The organism is Halorubrum sp., from assembly GCF_046498025.1.
GTDB lineage: Archaea > Halobacteriota > Halobacteria > Halobacteriales > Haloferacaceae > Halorubrum.
Genome location: NZ_JAWOBM010000063.1, coordinates 15,068 through 30,668, shown reverse-complemented (window position 1 = coordinate 30,668; position 15,601 = coordinate 15,068). Strand labels below are relative to the sequence as shown.

Here is a 15,601-nt window from a genome sequence, read left to right as displayed (position 1 = left end):
ACGGTCTCGTCGGCGTGCTGCTCGTCGCCGCGGGCGTCGTGACGGCGCGGATCGCCGAGCGACGGATCTGAGTCGCCGGCCGTTCGCGGTGTCACGATCGGTTCACGCCCGGTTCGGAACCCGCTCAGGGTTCGTCGAAAACCGCGTCTGATCCGCGAAAGAGTCGTGACAACAGAAGAGCCGGAGGAGGGATTTGAACCCTCGACCTATTCCTTACGAAGGAATCGCTCTGCCAGCTGAGCTACTCCGGCGCGCGTCTAACAATTCCCGAACGGCAAAATAAGGGTTCCGAAACGACGACGGCGCGGGGGCGAACGCGCGCGGCTGCGTCCGGACCTCACTGACGGTTCCTCCGGACGAGCGCACCTCGGACTGATCTTGCTTATCTATTAGAATCTCAGTTAATGTCGCCTACTCCATACGTTTTCTCGGATAGGATCACAGGTATATAAGGAAAAAACATAAATACTCGTTCGAGCTTCCACTTGGGTGTGGTCGCACCGATCGTCTACCACGATAGCGGGGATCGACCCCCTCGACGGTGCGTGCCCGGTCGAGGCCCGTGCCGGGCGCCGGTCGTCCAGTCGGTCGCACACCCCACGGCGATCCGACGCGGCGGTCACCACCCTCAGCGTTCCACCACGGCTGTCATGGTCCACGTTCCCGACGTGCCAAGCGCGAACTCGCCTCTGGCCCCACGCAACCGACGGCCCTGGGCTCTTGTCATGTGACGGGCCGTGCCGCCCCGACCCGTGCGTTCCGGGTCGGACGGCGTTCACTCTGTTAGTCCGCACGTCCGATCCCGTCGGCACTCGCCGGCGGGAGGTCCACCCGGCGAGCGGCGGCGCTCGTCCGGTGGATCGTCGCGACCGAGACGCTACCGCAAAAGGCGCTTCGGTGCGCTCGCGACTGCCGAGAGTCCGCTCACTCCGGCCCCGAGCGCGCCGGCGAGGCGTACCTCCGCCGGCGCGACGCCGAGTTCCCGGGAGATGAGCCCTGGCCGGGCGTCGGCGCCGATGACGGCGACCGTCCGACCGCGGACTCGTATCTCCGTGGTGAGGTCCGTCGCGGTCAGCAGCGCGGCCGGACCGCCGGGGTCGCTGTCGCTCGGCAGACCCCGAGCGACGCGGACGGCGTCGCGGACGGTCGCCACCTCGACGAACAGGCGGTCACCAGTCGAGCGGACGTCGAGGTCCACGCCGTCGACGGTGAGCGTCAGGTCCTCCGTGACGACCGAGAACGGCGCTCTCGCGTCAGTCCCGTTCACGCGTCGTGATCCGAACGGTACCGTCGAGCCGCCAGCTGGCGTGTTCGACGTCGTCGCCGGTGCCGCTCGGGACGTCGACCGACATGTCTTCGAACTCGTAGATGATCTCCGCGTTTCGGCCGGTCAGCCTGTCGTAGAGCCCGATGGCGAGGTCGGGCCAGGTCGTCGTCTCGTCGATGCGCTCCTCCGGGTCGACTGTGTCGCTCATAGGTGACACCACGAGCCACAGCAGCATAAAACTGTCACTTGATCGAAACCACTGGCGGGACGGTCCGCCGGGCGAGCCGCGGGACGGAGGGTCCGAACCGTCGCACGAATCGAGGGATCGCGGATCGACCCGGTCGCGGCTCAGGCCCGCGTCAGCCTGACGTCGAGACAGACGTTGTACTCGTGGGGCGCGTACGACCTGACGACGCGCTCGGTCTCGACGACGACCTCGTACGCGTCGCCCGCGGCGGCGCGGATCGCCCGCCTCCCGGGACCGAACGGGTCGTCCTCGTGTTGGATGTCGTAGTAGTGGAGCACGCACTCGTCGCCGGCCAGCGCGATCGCCGTGTCGAGGAACGCGTCGGCGGAGTGCGGGAGGTTCATCACGAGGCGGTCGGCCGCGTCGGCGTACTCGTTAGCGATCTCCCGCACGTCTCCCGCGATCGCGGTCACCCGGTCGGACACCCCGTTCCGGGCGGCGTTCTGGCGGAGGTACGCGACGGCGCGCTCGTTGAGATCGCAGGCGACGACGTCGGCGCCGCGGGTCGCCATCGGGACCGCGTAGGGGCCGACGCCGGCGAACATGTCGATCACGGTCTCGCCCGGCTCGACCTGCTCGATCACGCGGTGGCGCTCGGTGGCGAGCCGCGGCGAGAAGTACACGTCGGCGACGTCAAGCAGGAACTCGTGGCCGTACTCGCGGTGGACCGTCTCCGTGCCGTCTCCGGCCAGCACGTCCCACCGTCGGACGCGGAGCTCGCCCTCAATGGGCGACGCGCGGTTGAGCACCGTCTCGCAGGGCACGTCGGAGGCCATCACCGCGTCGGCGATCTCGCGGGCCCGCTCGTCGTCGTCCTCGTCGACGATGACGATGTCGCCGAGCCGCTCCAGTGAGGGCTCGTACCCGAGGATCTCGCCCGGCGTCCGCGGGCGGTCGCGCTCGGCGGCGTCGCACTCGACGATCGCCGCGCCGAGGTCGGCGGGGACTGCCTCGGGGTCGACGACCGGGATGTAGATCGTGTCGCCGTCGACCGCGATCTCGTGGTCGCCGTCGAGGGCGTCGGCGTCGGCGAGGCGTTCGCGGACGGCCTCGCCGCGCTCGCGCTCGACCGCGACGCAGGGAACGCTCATTATCGCGGAAACGCGGAGCGAGCCATAAACGCTGACGCTTTCGACCGTCGGCGCGCGGCGCCGACGCCGTCGTCGCGGCGGGCTCGTGGCGCCGCCACCGTCGTCGCGGTGGGCTCGCGGCACCCGTCTCAGTCGTCCGCGGGCGCTTCCGGCCGGTACGCCTCGCTTATGCCCTTCCACTTCCCGGAGCGGAACCGCCAGTAGTTGATCGCGGCGGGGATCGTCGTCTCCGCGAGGAACGCCAAGTACAGGCCCCACAGCCCGATGGCGGGGAGCGCGATCTCCGGGATCGTGAACCCGGTCAGCGGCACGTCGATCGCGGGCGTCGCGTCGTTGGCGCCGACGTACGCGAGCGGGATCGAGACGCAGAACATCCCGAGGAACTGGCTCGCGAAGGGGACCTTGGTGTCGCCGGCCGCGTCGAGCGGCCCCGCCGCCCCGCCGGAGACGCCCTGGAACACGACGGCGACGCAGGCCGCGTACACGAGGTTCACGGCGATGGGGACCTCGGGGCTCTCCGGGCCCTCCGCGAACAGCACCACGATGTCGGTCGCGAAGAGGGCGATCAGCGCGGCGGAGACGGCGTACGTCGCCACCGAAAAGCGAATGATGTCGCGGGCGTACGCCTCCGCCTCGACCGGGTCTTCGCCGCCGAGCGTCTGTCCGACAAGGCTCGAGGAGGCGAGGCCGAACCCCCAGCCGGGCGTGTTCATGAGCCCCCAGATGCGGCGGGCGATGACGAACCCGGCGACGGTGTTCTCCCCGAACACGTCCAGGATGGAGAGCATCGGGAACTCCGCGACCGTCCACACGAGATTCCGCGCTCCCACCGGCAGGCCGATCTCGACGAGGTCGCGGAGCATCCCCGGGTTCAGGTACGAGCCGAACGGGTCGATGGCGATGGGGAACTCGCCGAGGCCGGGGAGCCGTCCACGCACGAGGCCGCCGGCGAACGCGGCTGTGACGACGACGTTCGAGAGGACGGTCCCGTACGCGGCCCCCTCCACGCCCAGGCCGAGTCCGAAGATGAACAGCGCACTGAGGACGATGTTCGCGAGCGCGCCGCCCGCTCGCACCTGCATCGCGGTATACGCGTCGTCGCACCCGACCAACACGCGGCTCCCGACGAGGTTGAGGGCGGCGAACGGGACGCCGAGTCCGACGACGCGGAGGTACGCCGCCCCGAGCGCGATCGCCCGGTCGTTGCTGCTCAACACGTCGATGAGGGCGACCGAGAACGTCCAGAACGCGGCCGACACCGGAATCGTGACGACCACGACGAGGAGGACGCTCGCCCGGACGGCGTCGCCGAGTTCCGCGTACGCCTCCGCGCCGTATCGCTGGGAGACCAACGCGATGGTGCCGCCGGCGACGCCGCCGCCGATGGCGAACGAGAGCCCCCAGTACGGCCCGGCGAACCCGACGCCGGCGACCGCGCTGGTGCCGACGGCGACGCCGACGAGCGCCACGTCGACGGCGTTCTTCGACATCCGGGCGATCCCCGTGACGATCCGCGGCCACGCGAGGTCCGTCGTCCGGACCACGCGGTGGCGGTCGATCAGTCCCGCCCTCGCGAGGGCGAAGCCGATGTATAAGATCAGCGCGCGGAAGGGGTTCGGCAGACGAGACACTACGAGTATCCTCCTTTTTCCGTCGGCGCTAAAGGGATTTCGTCACGCGGCGGGCGTTTCCGGATCACCCGACCGCGAACCGCCCAGAGTCGTGCGATCGACGGAAGTTCTCAGGCACCCGACACGAGGTATACCGACGCGGCGGCGAGGACGATCCCGAGCGCCTTGCGAGCGGTGAACGACTCCCCTAAAAAGAGGAAGCCGATCACCGACGAGAACACGAGGAACATCGCGAAGATCGGAGTCACGACGCTCACCGGCCCCAGCGCGAGCGAGCGATACAGCGCGAGGATGCCGATCCCGAGGAAGACGCCGGCGGCGAGCACGTGGAGGATCTTCGGGGACTCAAGGTGGACGGCGAACCCCTGGCCGGTGTACGCGAGCACGCCGACGGCCATGGCGATGAGAAGCGTGTTGGAGACGACGACGGCGACGTCGCTCGGGACCGCGTCTGGCCCCGTGGTCGCGACCCGCATCAGCGGGGAGACGAGCGCGTACGCGCCCATCGCGAGGAGTGCGTAGGGGAGATATGTGGCGTCCATACCGGCCGGTCGGCCGGGCCGAACTAGTGCCTACCGACCGGTCGGTCGGGGGAAGTCGGTGCCATCCGACCGGTCCGTCGAGGGAAGTCGGTGCCTACCGACCGGTCCGTCGAGGGAAGTCGGCGCCATCCGACCGGTCCGTCGAGGGAAGTCGGTGCCTACCGACCCCTGCTCTTCGGCGGTCCCGAGACGGCTGTCCCGGCTCGCTTTGCGCCGGCTTCGTTGGCGTGCGCCTCGTCGCTCAGGGGAAGAGACACCGTGACGACCGTTCCGCGAGGCTTCCGCTCCGCGAAGGAGACGCTGCCGCCGATCTGGTCGGTCCCCCACTTCACTATCCACAGGCCGATCCCGCTGGCGTGTTCCAGCGGCGTCTCCACGCCCTGCGACAGGACCTCGTGTTCCGTCGGATCGATTCCCGGGCCGTCGTCGGCCACCGAGAGGTCGACCCAACCGCCCTCGGTCGCGACGTCGGCCTCGATCCACACGGACGGCCGGTCCGCGTCGTTGTGTTGGACCGCGTTCGAACAGAGGTTCGCCACGACGGCTCGGAGGGTCGCCGGCACGTCCACAGCCGGGATGTCGTCGTCGACCGTCACCTCGGCGCGCGGCCACTCGGCGCGGATCTCCGCGGCGGTCTCCTCGACGAGCTCGGGGAGGGGGACCGGCGGCTCGGGCTCTGAAAGCGGGTCGAACAGCTCGCTCGCGGCCCGCGTCTGCTCGCTGAGCTCGTGGATACGCGCGGCGCTCTCTTTGACGACCTTCAGCGCTCGCTCGTCGCTCGGAACGGCCGCCAGCCGGTCGGCGTACCCCTGAATCAGGTTCGTCTCCGTCCGGATGTCGTGGCGGAACACCCTGTTGAGGACGTTCAACCGCTGCTGCTGGCCGAGGTACTCGCCCACGTCGTGGTAGACGACGAGGCGGCCGACCGCCCGGCCGTGGTCGTCGGTCACGCGTCGCACGGTGACCTCGTACGGCCGCCGGCCGTTCCGGCCCACGATCGAGAGCGGCCCCACCTCGCCTCGTCTGCCGGCGAGCGCGTCGTAGCGGGGGACGACCGCCGCCGCCGCTTCGCCGACCGCCGTCCGTCGGTCGACCTCGAAGATGTCGGCGGCAAACCGGTTCAAGTCGAGCACGTACCCCTCGGTGCCGACGACGAAGACGGGATCGTGGAGCTGTTCGAACACGAGCTGGCGCGCCCGCCGCCGCGGCGCCGGCGTGAGCGTGAGCAACCGGAACCGCGTGAGCGCGAGGAGGTACGCGACTCCGGAGACCGCGAAGGCGAGGGGCGTGGGGTCGAGGCCGGGCACGGGAATCGCTCCGGAGAGGTAGACGAGGCTGCTGACCCACGGCGCCGCGGTGCCCACGACCAGCGCCGCGCTCTGCCCGCGGAACGGACGGGCGTCGTCGCGGACCAGTTGGAGGATCGGGACCGACCCGATCAGTCCCAGCAGGTAGGTGTAGCCGGCGATGACGTAGTACCACGGGCCGGGGGCGACGCGGAGGAACGACCCGACCGCGGTGTCCGCGACCGCGCGGTCGCTCGTGATGAGTCCCATCGGATCGCCGGTGGCGACCAGGAGCACGGTCGTAGCCGGTGCGACGCAGGCCGCCGCCACGACGCCCGGCCTCACGTACTGGTCTCGACCCGTGTACTCCAGCGCGAAAAACACCCACCCCACCGGCACCACCACCACCCCTATCCACTGGACGTCGTACCAGAGCGCCTTCGCGTCGAGCGTCGACGCCTCGAGTTCGAAGACGAGGAAGGCGGTCCACCAGACCTGCCCGACGAGCAGTAACGCGAGCCACGTGGCGCCCGCGTCGGGGCGCTCTCGCCACGCGAGGATCGCCGCGGACGTGCCGGTCACGACCGCGGCGAGGAGCGCGACGGAGAGCGGACTCAGCCCGATCACGCTAAATTACACACAAAGGAGATATAAACCAGTTTGTTTCCCCGAGCCGACACTCCCGAGCCGAAACGGGAGTCGGTCAGCCGATCAGGTGCACCCCCGCGACCGCGACGCCGACGAGGAGGTAACTGCAGTCGGGCGCCACGCCGAGCAGCGCCGGGTCCTCGACCCGTCCGGCGAGAGCGGTCACGCAAATGGACGCCGCGAGGCCCAGACCCAGTGCTCCGACGAGCGGCCACGCGAGGAGGCCCGCGACGGCCCCGGCCGTCACGACGCCCGCCACGAGGAGGTCGACGCCGTACAGCACCCAGCGGGTCCGGTCGACGCCGACCACGACGGGGAGCGTCGCGACGCCGACCGCCGCGTCGGCCTCGACGTCTCGGACGTTCGGGAGCTCCGCGTCGACGAACGAGCGGAGCAGGAAGTACGCGAAGACGACGGCCACGACCGGCCCCGCCGTCTCCCCGGCGAAGACCACCGGAAGGAAGGTGAGGGCGGTCGCCCACCCGATCGCGACGACGATCGAGTTGACGACGAGGACGTCCTTCAACCGCGGAACGCGGCGATGTCCGCCGTCGGTCGTGCTCGTGCCGACCCCGAGCGTGAGCCGGGTACGGGGGACGTGGGCCGCGAGGGCGGCGCCGACCGCCCGCCCCAGGTTGGGTATCCAGTCGGAGGCGTACACGACCCAGAACGCGCCGGGAAGGAGCGTGAGCGCGAGCGCCAGCGGGCCGCCAGTCACCGCGAGGGCGATCGCCAGCCCGTAGGCGAGCGCGGCGCCCGTCATCAGCTGGTCGCCGTAGCGCCGGGCGAGCAGCGCTCGATGCGGCGTCGAGGCGGCGTCCGCGTCCGCGTCGGCGACGTGGTCGACGCCGTACACCGCGAAGGTGACGAGCGCGACCACGAGCGGGGCGACCGTCAGTTGGACGCCCAGCAGGACGGTCGCGACGAGCGTCTCGACGGCCGCGACCAGCGCGATGAACGGGGCCCCCCACGCGAACGCGCCGAGGAGGCGCGCGGGGTCGGCGGTCGTTTCTGCCGGGGACGGGGTCGAGTCCGACGGGGCCGTGGCCTCCCGACGCGGTGATGCGGACGTCGTAGACGCGCGCGGCGGTGTCTCGGATGCGAAGGGTACGGAGCGATTCTGCGAGTCGGTGCCGTCGGCGAATTCCGACGGCGGATCTGTCTTGTCTGGCATAGTTCGCGGCCGGCACCCCGGCTGTCGGTGGCGCCCGCCACCTACACTCGACCCCGCGAACCTATTTATACACAGTAAAATAGATAAATAAACTGATAGTAGGAGGTGTTTTATTATGTACCGTTCGGTCTCGTCCGGACCGGCCCGCCGCAGTCCGGGCGGCGGTCGGAGTCGCCGTGCCCCCTTCAGTACGCTTTTGGGGCGAGCGGCCGATGCGTCGGGTATGGACGGAACCTTCGACCACGTGATGATCCGCGTCGAGGACTTAGAGGAGAGCCTCGACTGGTACCAGACACACCTGAACTACGAGGAGAAGGGCCGCTGGGAGGCCGACACGTTCACCAACGTCTACCTCGGCCCCGAGGGCGTCCACGAGGACGGCGCGCTCTTGGAGATCACCTACAACCACGGCGACCACACCTACGAGATCGGCGACGCGTGGGGCCACATCGCCGTGCGCGTCCCCGAGGACGCCCTCCAGGAGTCGTACGACCAGCTGATGGACGAGGGCGTCGAGGACTACCGCGACCCCGAGTCCTGTGGCAACCGCTACGCGTTCGTGAAGGACCCGGACGGCCACGAGGTCGAGATCGTCAAGCGCGACTACGGCGAGAAGTGGAGCATCGACCACACGATGATCCGCGTCGAGGACGCCGACGAGGCGCTCGGCTACTGGACCCGCAAGTTCGAGTACGCCGAGGCGCGCGGCCGGTGGGAGGCCGACACCTTCGCGAACTACTTCATGGCCCCCGAGGACGCCCCGAAGGAGGCGATGAAGCTGGAGATCACGTACAACTACGACGGCCGCGAGTACACGATGGGCGACGGCTGGGGTCACCTCTGCGTCCGCGTCGACGACCTCGACGACGCGTGGGAGACGCTGATGACCCGCGAAGCCCCCGACTACCGCGACCCCGAGTCGTGCGACCACAACTACGCGTTCACGAAGGATCAGGACGGCCACGAGATCGAACTGCTCGTCCGCGAGTAGGCCCCGTCGCTCCGGGCTCCCTTTTCACTCAATCGCTGCCTGAAGCCGCTCGCCGTTCGAGTAGCCGCCGCATACCGCCGACGCCGATCACTCCTCGACGGACCACTTCTCGACGGGCCGTTCCACGGCATCGACCCCGCTCACCTCGAACCGCGCGCCGCCGAGCGCGGCGTCGTCGGTCACCCGAACCTCCCAGCCGTGGGCGGTCGCCACCTGTCGAACGATCCGGAGTCCGAACCCCGTTCCCGTCTGCGTCGTCGAGTAGCCGGCGTCGAACACGTCGGCGCGCTCGTCGGGGTCGATTCCGGGTCCGTCGTCCGCGACGAAGAACCCGACGTCGTCGTCCAGCGTCCCGACCGCGACGGCGACGCCCTCGCCGCCGTGTTCGACGGCGTCGCCGGGCTCCGCCCGGCTCCCCGGGGAACAGTGTTCCACGCTGTTGCGCACCAGGTTCTCGATCAGCTGCTGGAGCCGGCTCTCGTCGGCCCGCAGCGTCAGGTCGGCGTCGACGGTGAGCGTCGCGTCAGCGGTGTCGACGTTCAGCCAGCAGGCCTCGACGATCGACGCGAGATCGACCGGTCGCGTCTCGCTGACGCGCTCTCCCTCGCGAGCGAGCGCGAGCAGATCGCCGATCAGGGTGTCCATCCGCTCGTGGGCTCGCGCCGCGGCCTCGAGGTGCGCGGAGTCGGACTCCCGGCGGGCCAGATCGACCCGCCCCTGCGCCACGTTGAGCGGGTTCCGGAGGTCGTGTGAGACCACGCTCGCGAACTCCTCGAGGCGGTCGTTCTGACGCTCCAGCTCGATGCTCCGCCGGTGGAGCCGTTCCGTCCGCGCCTCGGACTGGAACGCCGTCTCCGCCGTGGTCGCGAGGATCCGCGCGAGGAACTCGTCGGTGCCGTCGAACACCCCCGGCTCCGTCTCGCCGATCGATATCGTCCCGAACTCGCCGACCGGAAGGACCATGAGGCTCCTGAGTCCCGTCCCCGCGTCGACGGCCCCGACGGTCTCGATGTCGTCGTGCACGCGGACCTCGCCCGCCTCGTAGGCGGCCCAGTTGAGGCTCCCGCCCTCGGGCGTGAACACGTCGCGCTCGGGGAGCGTCGCTTCGACGGCCGGCGAGACGCTGACGGGACTCAGCCCGCCCGCCGCCTCGTCGTAGAGCCGGACGGTGGTCATCGAGAAGCCGAGCACCTCGGACGCCGCCTCCACGATCCGCTCCGCGATCGACTCCCTGGAATCCGCGCGGATCAGGCCCCGCGTCGCGTCGTGGAGCCGTTCGAGGCTGGTCTCTCGGTCGACGCGGTCGAGGGCGGTCTTCAGGTGGTTCGCCAGGATTTCCGCGATGAGGACGTCGGTCTCGGTGAACGCCCGCGCCGTCGACGCGGAGATGACGAACAGCCCGTGGTCGCCGATCGGGTGGAGCACGAGGCTCTCCGCCGGCGTCTCCTCGTCGAGCCGATCGAACGCCGAGAGCTCGTCGACGGCGATCGGCTCGTCGCCCCGGTACGCCTCCCACGCCAGCGCCGATCGCGTCCCCGGCGGGGCGTCCCGGTCGTACGAGGGCTGCTCCTCGAAGAACGTGGGAACGGAGTCCGCGAGCGCGGCCGGCTCGAGCGCGTCCCCCGCGTCGTTGAGCAGGTGGACGCCGCTCAGGCCCGCGCCGACGACCCCGGACGCGGCGTCGACCGCCAGCTGTGTCGTCTCGTCGGTGGTCCGGGCGTAGTTGAGGTCCTGCGTCCACTCGCGGAGCCGGGCCAGCTTCTCCTCGCGCCGCTTCCGGTCGGAAACGTCCCGCGTGTTGACGACGTAGCCGTCGATCCCGCACTCGTCGAGCCGGTTGCTCCCGACCGACTCCACCCACAGGTACTCGCCGTCGGCGCGCTCCAGCCGGTACTCGACCCTCGGGTTCGGCTCCTCGCCGGCGATCGACTCTCGGAACGCCTCCAGGACGCGGTCGCGGTCTCCCGGGTGAACGTACGCGAAGGCGTCGTCGCCGATGAGGTCCGCCGGCTCGAAGTCGAGGATCGTCTCGACGGACGGACTCGCGTACTGGAACGTTCCGCCCGCGTCGAGCACCGAGACGATGTCGTTCGACCGCTCGAGGAACGCGCGGTGTCGCTCGCGCTCCGTCACGTCCCGGACGATCCCCACAAACCGGCGCTCGCCGTCCTCCGTGAACTCCCCGAAGGAGATCGACAGCGGGACCCCGTGACCGTCGCGGTGTCGCCCCGGGACCTCGACGGCCGTCCAGTCCACCGTCTGGCCGTCGGCTGACCGGTACCGGTCGAGCGCCTCGTGGGGGTCCGCCGCGCGCTCCGCCGCCAGCAGCGTCGACAGCGGTTCGCCCTCGAGCGCCGTCGGTTCGTAGCCGAACAGGCGCTCGACCGCCGGGTTCGCGAAGCGGACCGTGCCGTCGTCGTCGACGGTGACGATCGCGTCCATCGAGTTGTCGGTGATCGCCCGCAGGTGGGTCCGGGTCTGCTCCGCCTCGCGCTCGGCGCGGCGTTTCATCACGGCGTCGACGATCCGGTTCGCGAGGATCTCGTACTGCTCGGTCCCGCCGCTCTTCTGGAGGTAGTCCGTCACCCCGGCGGAGATCGCCTCGCTGGCCACCGTCTCGGACCCCTTGCCGGTGTAGAGGATGAACGGGAGATCGGGGTCGCGCTCCCGGACGCGGTTCAGGAACTCGATCCCGTTCGGTCCGGGCATGTCGTGGTCGGAGACGACGCAGTCGATCCCACCCGCGTCGAGCCGCTCCAGTCCGGCCGTCGCCTCCCGGGCGGTCTCGACCGTGATCCGGTCGTCCGCTCGTTCGAGGAACGTCCCCGTCACCTCTGCGAGATCGGGGTCGTCGTCGACGTGGAGGACGCGGATCCGGTCGCTCATTGGAGCCGACTACTGGCACCGACCGTATAACCATTGTGTCGGGCGGTAGAAACGCGGATCGCGTGGTCCGGCGAACCGACGCGGATCGCGTTGGCCGACGGTACCGCGAGGGGCGTTCGGGCCCTACGCGCCGTCGGTCGGCCGGAACACGACCAGCGGCTCCCCGTCGGTCGCCCGTTCCCCGACGCCGACGTCGACCGCCAGCCCGACCGCGAGGTCGTCGCTCTCGGGGTCGACGCCGCGCACGACGCCCGTCGTCCGGACCGGCCCGAGGTCGACGACCGCGGTGACGTACGGGGCGTCGTCGGCGAACCGCGGCGAGGGGACGTGGACGACGCTGAACGTCTCGACCCGCCCGGTCTCCGCGAGCGGGTCCCGCGAGAGCGCGGACGACCCGCACTCCGGGCACACCCGGCGCGGGGGGAGCGACCCGTGGCCGTCCGGGCAGACGAGCGCGTACCCCTCGCCCGCGTCGAGCGCGTCGAGCCACTCCTCGTAGTCGGCGTCGGTGACCGGCGTCGGCGTGCTCGCGGCCGCGTCACCGCCCGCGCCGTCGTCGGTCATTCCGCCACCTCCAGCACGTGAACGACCGCGCTGGCGACGGTGCCGCCCGCGTTGTGCGCGACGCCCACCTCGGCGTCGGCGACGTGCTCGCTGTTGGGGTGGTCGCCGCGGAGCAGCCGCGTCAGCTCGGCGATCTGCGAGCCGCCGGTCGCGCCGACCGGGTGTCCCTTCGCCTTCAGGCCGCCCGAGAGGTTCACCGGGAGGTCGCCGTCGGCGGTCGTGCTCCCCTCCCGAGCGGCGCCGATCCCCTCGCCGACCTCGAAGAGTCCGAGCGACTCCAGCGCGAGCACCTCGGCGATGGTGAAACAGTCGTGGACCTCCGCGACGTCAACGTCGTCCGGCCCGACGCCGGCGGCCGCGTAGGCCGCCTCGGCGGCGTCGTCGGCCGCCGGGGTGCGCGCGAGGTGCTCGCGGTCGCCGAGCGCCATTCGGTCGGTCCCTTGGCCGGTCCCCGTCACGGCGACGGGCGCGTCCACGTCGTGTTCGGCGGCGTACGACTCGGAGACGATCACCAGCGCGCTCGCGCCGTCGGTGATCGGACAGGCGTCGTAGAGGTGGAGCGGCTCGGCCACCGGCGGCGCGTCCATCGCCTCGTCGACGGACACCTCTCGGCGAAACTGCGCGTACTCGTTCGGGAGCGCGTTCTCGTGGTTCTTCGACGCGACGTGGGCCAGGTCCCGGCGGGTCCCGCCGTACGCGTCGAAGTAGGCGGTCGCCATCAGCGCGTACGCACCGGGGAAGGTGACGCCTGACCGGACCTCGAACAGGTCGTCGGCCGCCATCGCGAGCCCCTCCGTCACCTCGGCGGTCGGCAGGTTCGTCATGCGCTCCATCCCGCCCGCGAGGACGACGTCGGCGTCGCCGGCGGCGACGGTGCGGACGGCCTCCCGGACCGCGACGCCCGCGGAGGCGCACGCCGACTCGTACCGGGTCGCGGGACAGTGCACGCCCGCCGCCTCGGCCATCAGCGGGGCTTGGTGACCCTGATGCTCCGCGAGCGCGCCCATGAAGTTCCCGTAGTTCAGTTGCTCGACGTCCTCTCGCGGGACGCCGGCGTCCGCGAACGCGCGCTCCGCGGCCGTCGCGAAGAGGTCGCGCCCCGCGCGGTCAGCGTGGCTCCCGAAGCGAGTGAGCCCCACCCCGGCGACGCGTACGTCTGTCATACATGAAGAATAATCGGGGTTCGGTTTATGGCTACCGGAAACCCCGGTCCGTCCGGTCGAATCCGCGCCTACCCGATGTACCGCAGGTCGTCGTCCGGCACCGCCGGTCCGTCCTGCATCTCGCGGATCTTCCCGACGACCTCCTCCATCTCCTCGGCCCGGTCCTCCAGGCTCTCGTAGTCGACGGAGAACCCGAGCACCGCTTCGAGCACCTCGAGCACCGCGCGGGCGCTCTTGGGGTCGACGAGGTAGCCGCTCGTCTCGCCCATCAGACAGGCGGCCTCGAAGCCGCGACGCCCACCGAGACCGAGGACGAGCCCGGAGACGCCGACGATCCCGCCGGCCGGTTCGTTGGGCCGGAACTCCACGTCGGCGTCCTCCAGCTCGTCGACGAGGTCGGCGTCGGAGACCGCGCCGAGCACGGTGTACTCCTCGACGAGCTCGCCGGTCGGGACGCCGCCGAGCGCGTACGCGCGCTCCGCGCCGAACTCCTCGGCGACGTCGAGGAAGGTCGTGGTGAGTCGGTAATGCCCCGCGTTCGACCCGGCCTGGTGGTCACCGGTCAACACTATCAGGTCGGCCCCGTCGGTCTCGAGCGCGTGGAATTCGGCGCAGGTCAGCGCCGCGACCCCGTCGTCGCCGACGTCTACCTGCGGCGGGAACTCGGTCGAGTACACCCGCCGGACGAGCTCGCCGTCGAACTCCTCTAACAGGTGCTCGGCCGCGAGTTTCCCCACGTGGCCGACACCCGGGAGCCCCTCGATGAGCACCGGGTCGTCGAGCTCCGGCGTCGCCACCTCGTCGATCTCGATGTCGTCCATGACGGAACCGTCCGGGCGGCGGTCACAAGAGGGTGGCTATTCCGGCGCTCCGGGAACGGGCCGCGGTCGGCGTCGGGACGCTACTCGGACTCCCGCCGGCGGCGGGCGCGCCGTCGGTACTCGCCGTAGGGGTCCTCGGGGCTGAACGGGGCCGGCGCGCTGTTCGCGGTCGGCCCGTCGCACTCGGGACAGCGGTCGCCGAGCGTGTACACGGGTCGGTCGTGAGCGCGCTCCCAGTTCGCGCAGACGCGGATATCTGATTTCACGGTAAAAGCGGGTGGCGTCCGTCGGACCGATTACTCGTCGTCCTCGCGGCGATCGCGGTGGAACGCGCCGACGCCGCCAGCGCTCTGGATCGCCTCGCGGGCCCGGGCCGCGGCGGCCTCCAGCTGGTCCTCAGCCGTCTTGTAGTCGGGCGCGCGGACCTTGATCCGGTACTCGGGCGAGCCGACGTAGCCGACCTCGAGGTCGACGCCGTCCGGGATCTCGCCGTTGCCCTCGGCGGCCTCTAAGGCCGCCTTCACGTCGTCGACGCCGTCGGGGGCCGCGGACTCGAGGTCGACGTAGCCGGTCACGTCGACGTACGGCACCGAGACGTTGTCGCGGGCGGCCTCGACGATCGCCTCGCGGGCCTCCTCGTCGATGTCGACGCTCTCCAGGGCCTCCGTCCCGCTTATCGCCGCCGACTCGAAGGCGTCGTACAGCGAGTCGTACTCGACGAGGAGCGCGTTGGCGACCTCGGTGTAGCGGTCGTCGTCGACGTCCTCGCCCAGCGCGATGAGCATCCAGTTATCGGCCTTCTGGGCGTTCTTCCAGGCCTGTATCTTGTCCTTTCGCTGGTGCTCGTTGACGTCCTTGATCGACAGGTCGATCTGGTTCGACGACTCGTCGACCTCCAGCACCTTCGCGACGACCGTCTGTCCCTCGCGGACGTGGTCGCGGACGTTCTTGATCCAGCCGGAGGCGACCTCGCTGATGTGACAGAGGCCGCGCTTGTCCTCGTACTCGTCGAGGTCGACGAACACGCCGAAATCGGCGATCTCGTCGACCTCGCCGACAACCAACTCGCCGGGTTCGGGCCAGCCGCTGTACTTCATACGGGGTTGGTGAGGCGGTTACCGCGCCTCAACGGTTTCGACGATCTCGCCGTGGAGCTCGGCCTCCCCGCCGGTCGGGGTCGCGAGCGTCGTGCCGCAGACCGCGCACGACACCACGGAGGAGGCCTTGCCGAAGACGACCTGTTCGTTCTCGCAGTCGCCGCAGGCGACGCGGTGGAAGTCTCCCGCCATG

General features: G+C 70.3%; 15 protein-coding genes and 1 tRNA gene. 1 reads left to right on the top strand and 15 read right to left on the bottom strand.

The genetic code is table 11. The features are described from left to right. Window positions 1–178: 178 nt before the first annotated feature. The 8 genes from R6U01_RS12105 to R6U01_RS12070 form a co-directional block, all read right to left on the bottom strand. Window positions 179–251 (bottom strand) — tRNA-Thr (locus R6U01_RS12105). Between the two features lie 626 nt (window positions 252–877). Next, window positions 878–1,267 (bottom strand): peptide ABC transporter ATP-binding protein, encoded by a 390-nt coding sequence (locus R6U01_RS12100; protein WP_410286708.1) that lies wholly within the window; start codon window positions 1,265–1,267, stop codon window positions 878–880. After that, a complete protein-coding gene (locus R6U01_RS12095) occupies window positions 1,254–1,475 on the bottom strand; it encodes a hypothetical protein (RefSeq protein ID WP_410286707.1) in 222 nt (73 codons plus the stop codon). The genes R6U01_RS12100 and R6U01_RS12095 overlap by 14 nt, the downstream gene beginning before the upstream one ends. Window positions 1,476–1,615: 140 nt before the next feature. Further along, window positions 1,616–2,605, bottom strand: a complete 990-nt coding sequence (locus tag R6U01_RS12090) for a class I SAM-dependent methyltransferase (RefSeq protein ID WP_410286706.1) — start codon at window positions 2,603–2,605, stop codon at window positions 1,616–1,618. 128 nt (window positions 2,606–2,733) lie between these two features. Further along, window positions 2,734–4,236 (bottom strand): MATE family efflux transporter, encoded by a 1,503-nt coding sequence (locus R6U01_RS12085; protein ID WP_410286705.1) that lies wholly within the window; start codon window positions 4,234–4,236, stop codon window positions 2,734–2,736. A gap of 110 nt (window positions 4,237–4,346) precedes the next feature. After that, window positions 4,347–4,778 carry an EamA family transporter gene (locus R6U01_RS12080; RefSeq protein ID WP_410286704.1) on the bottom strand — a complete coding sequence of 144 codons (432 nt, stop codon included), beginning with the start codon at window positions 4,776–4,778 and terminating at the stop codon, window positions 4,347–4,349. Window positions 4,779–4,936: 158 nt separating this feature from the next. Next, entirely contained in the window at window positions 4,937–6,691 is a 1,755-nt protein-coding gene (locus R6U01_RS12075; RefSeq protein ID WP_410286703.1) for a histidine kinase N-terminal 7TM domain-containing protein, read from the bottom strand. Between the two features lie 76 nt (window positions 6,692–6,767). Further along, complete coding sequence (locus R6U01_RS12070) at window positions 6,768–7,886, bottom strand: UbiA family prenyltransferase (protein WP_410286702.1); 1,119 nt, start codon at window positions 7,884–7,886, stop codon at window positions 6,768–6,770. 223 nt (window positions 7,887–8,109) lie between these two features. On the opposite strand from R6U01_RS12070, the gene R6U01_RS12065 reads away from it, so the two are divergent. Beyond that, complete coding sequence (locus tag R6U01_RS12065) at window positions 8,110–8,877, top strand: VOC family protein (RefSeq protein WP_410286701.1); 768 nt, start codon at window positions 8,110–8,112, stop codon at window positions 8,875–8,877. Window positions 8,878–8,964: 87 nt separating this feature from the next. On the opposite strand, the gene R6U01_RS12060 is transcribed toward R6U01_RS12065, so the two are convergent. From R6U01_RS12060 to R6U01_RS12030, 7 genes are all read right to left on the bottom strand, one after another. Then, a complete protein-coding gene (locus tag R6U01_RS12060) occupies window positions 8,965–11,763 on the bottom strand; it encodes a PAS domain S-box protein (RefSeq protein WP_410286700.1) in 2,799 nt (932 codons plus the stop codon). A 123-nt stretch (window positions 11,764–11,886) separates the two neighbouring features. Next, entirely contained in the window at window positions 11,887–12,327 is a 441-nt protein-coding gene (locus R6U01_RS12055; protein ID WP_410286699.1) for a Zn-ribbon domain-containing OB-fold protein, read from the bottom strand. Next, window positions 12,324–13,490, bottom strand: coding sequence for a thiolase domain-containing protein (locus R6U01_RS12050; RefSeq protein ID WP_410286698.1), 1,167 nt, complete (start codon window positions 13,488–13,490; stop codon window positions 12,324–12,326). The genes R6U01_RS12055 and R6U01_RS12050 overlap by 4 nt, the downstream gene beginning before the upstream one ends. Before the next feature lie 68 nt (window positions 13,491–13,558). After that, entirely contained in the window at window positions 13,559–14,311 is a 753-nt protein-coding gene (locus R6U01_RS12045) for a proteasome assembly chaperone family protein (protein ID WP_410286697.1), read from the bottom strand. An 80-nt stretch (window positions 14,312–14,391) separates the two neighbouring features. Then, window positions 14,392–14,577: an RNA-protein complex protein Nop10 gene (locus R6U01_RS12040; RefSeq protein WP_410286696.1), complete on the bottom strand. Its 186-nt coding sequence runs from the start codon at window positions 14,575–14,577 to the stop codon at window positions 14,392–14,394. A gap of 30 nt (window positions 14,578–14,607) precedes the next feature. Then, the gene (locus R6U01_RS12035) at window positions 14,608–15,408 is read right to left on the bottom strand and encodes a translation initiation factor IF-2 subunit alpha (RefSeq protein ID WP_410286695.1); all 801 of its coding nucleotides are present in this window, start codon (window positions 15,406–15,408) and stop codon (window positions 14,608–14,610) included. An 18-nt stretch (window positions 15,409–15,426) separates the two neighbouring features. After that, on the bottom strand, window positions 15,427–15,600 hold the full coding sequence (locus tag R6U01_RS12030) for a 30S ribosomal protein S27e (RefSeq protein WP_267663352.1): 174 nt from the start codon (window positions 15,598–15,600) through the stop codon (window positions 15,427–15,429). Window position 15,601 lies beyond the last annotated feature (1 nt).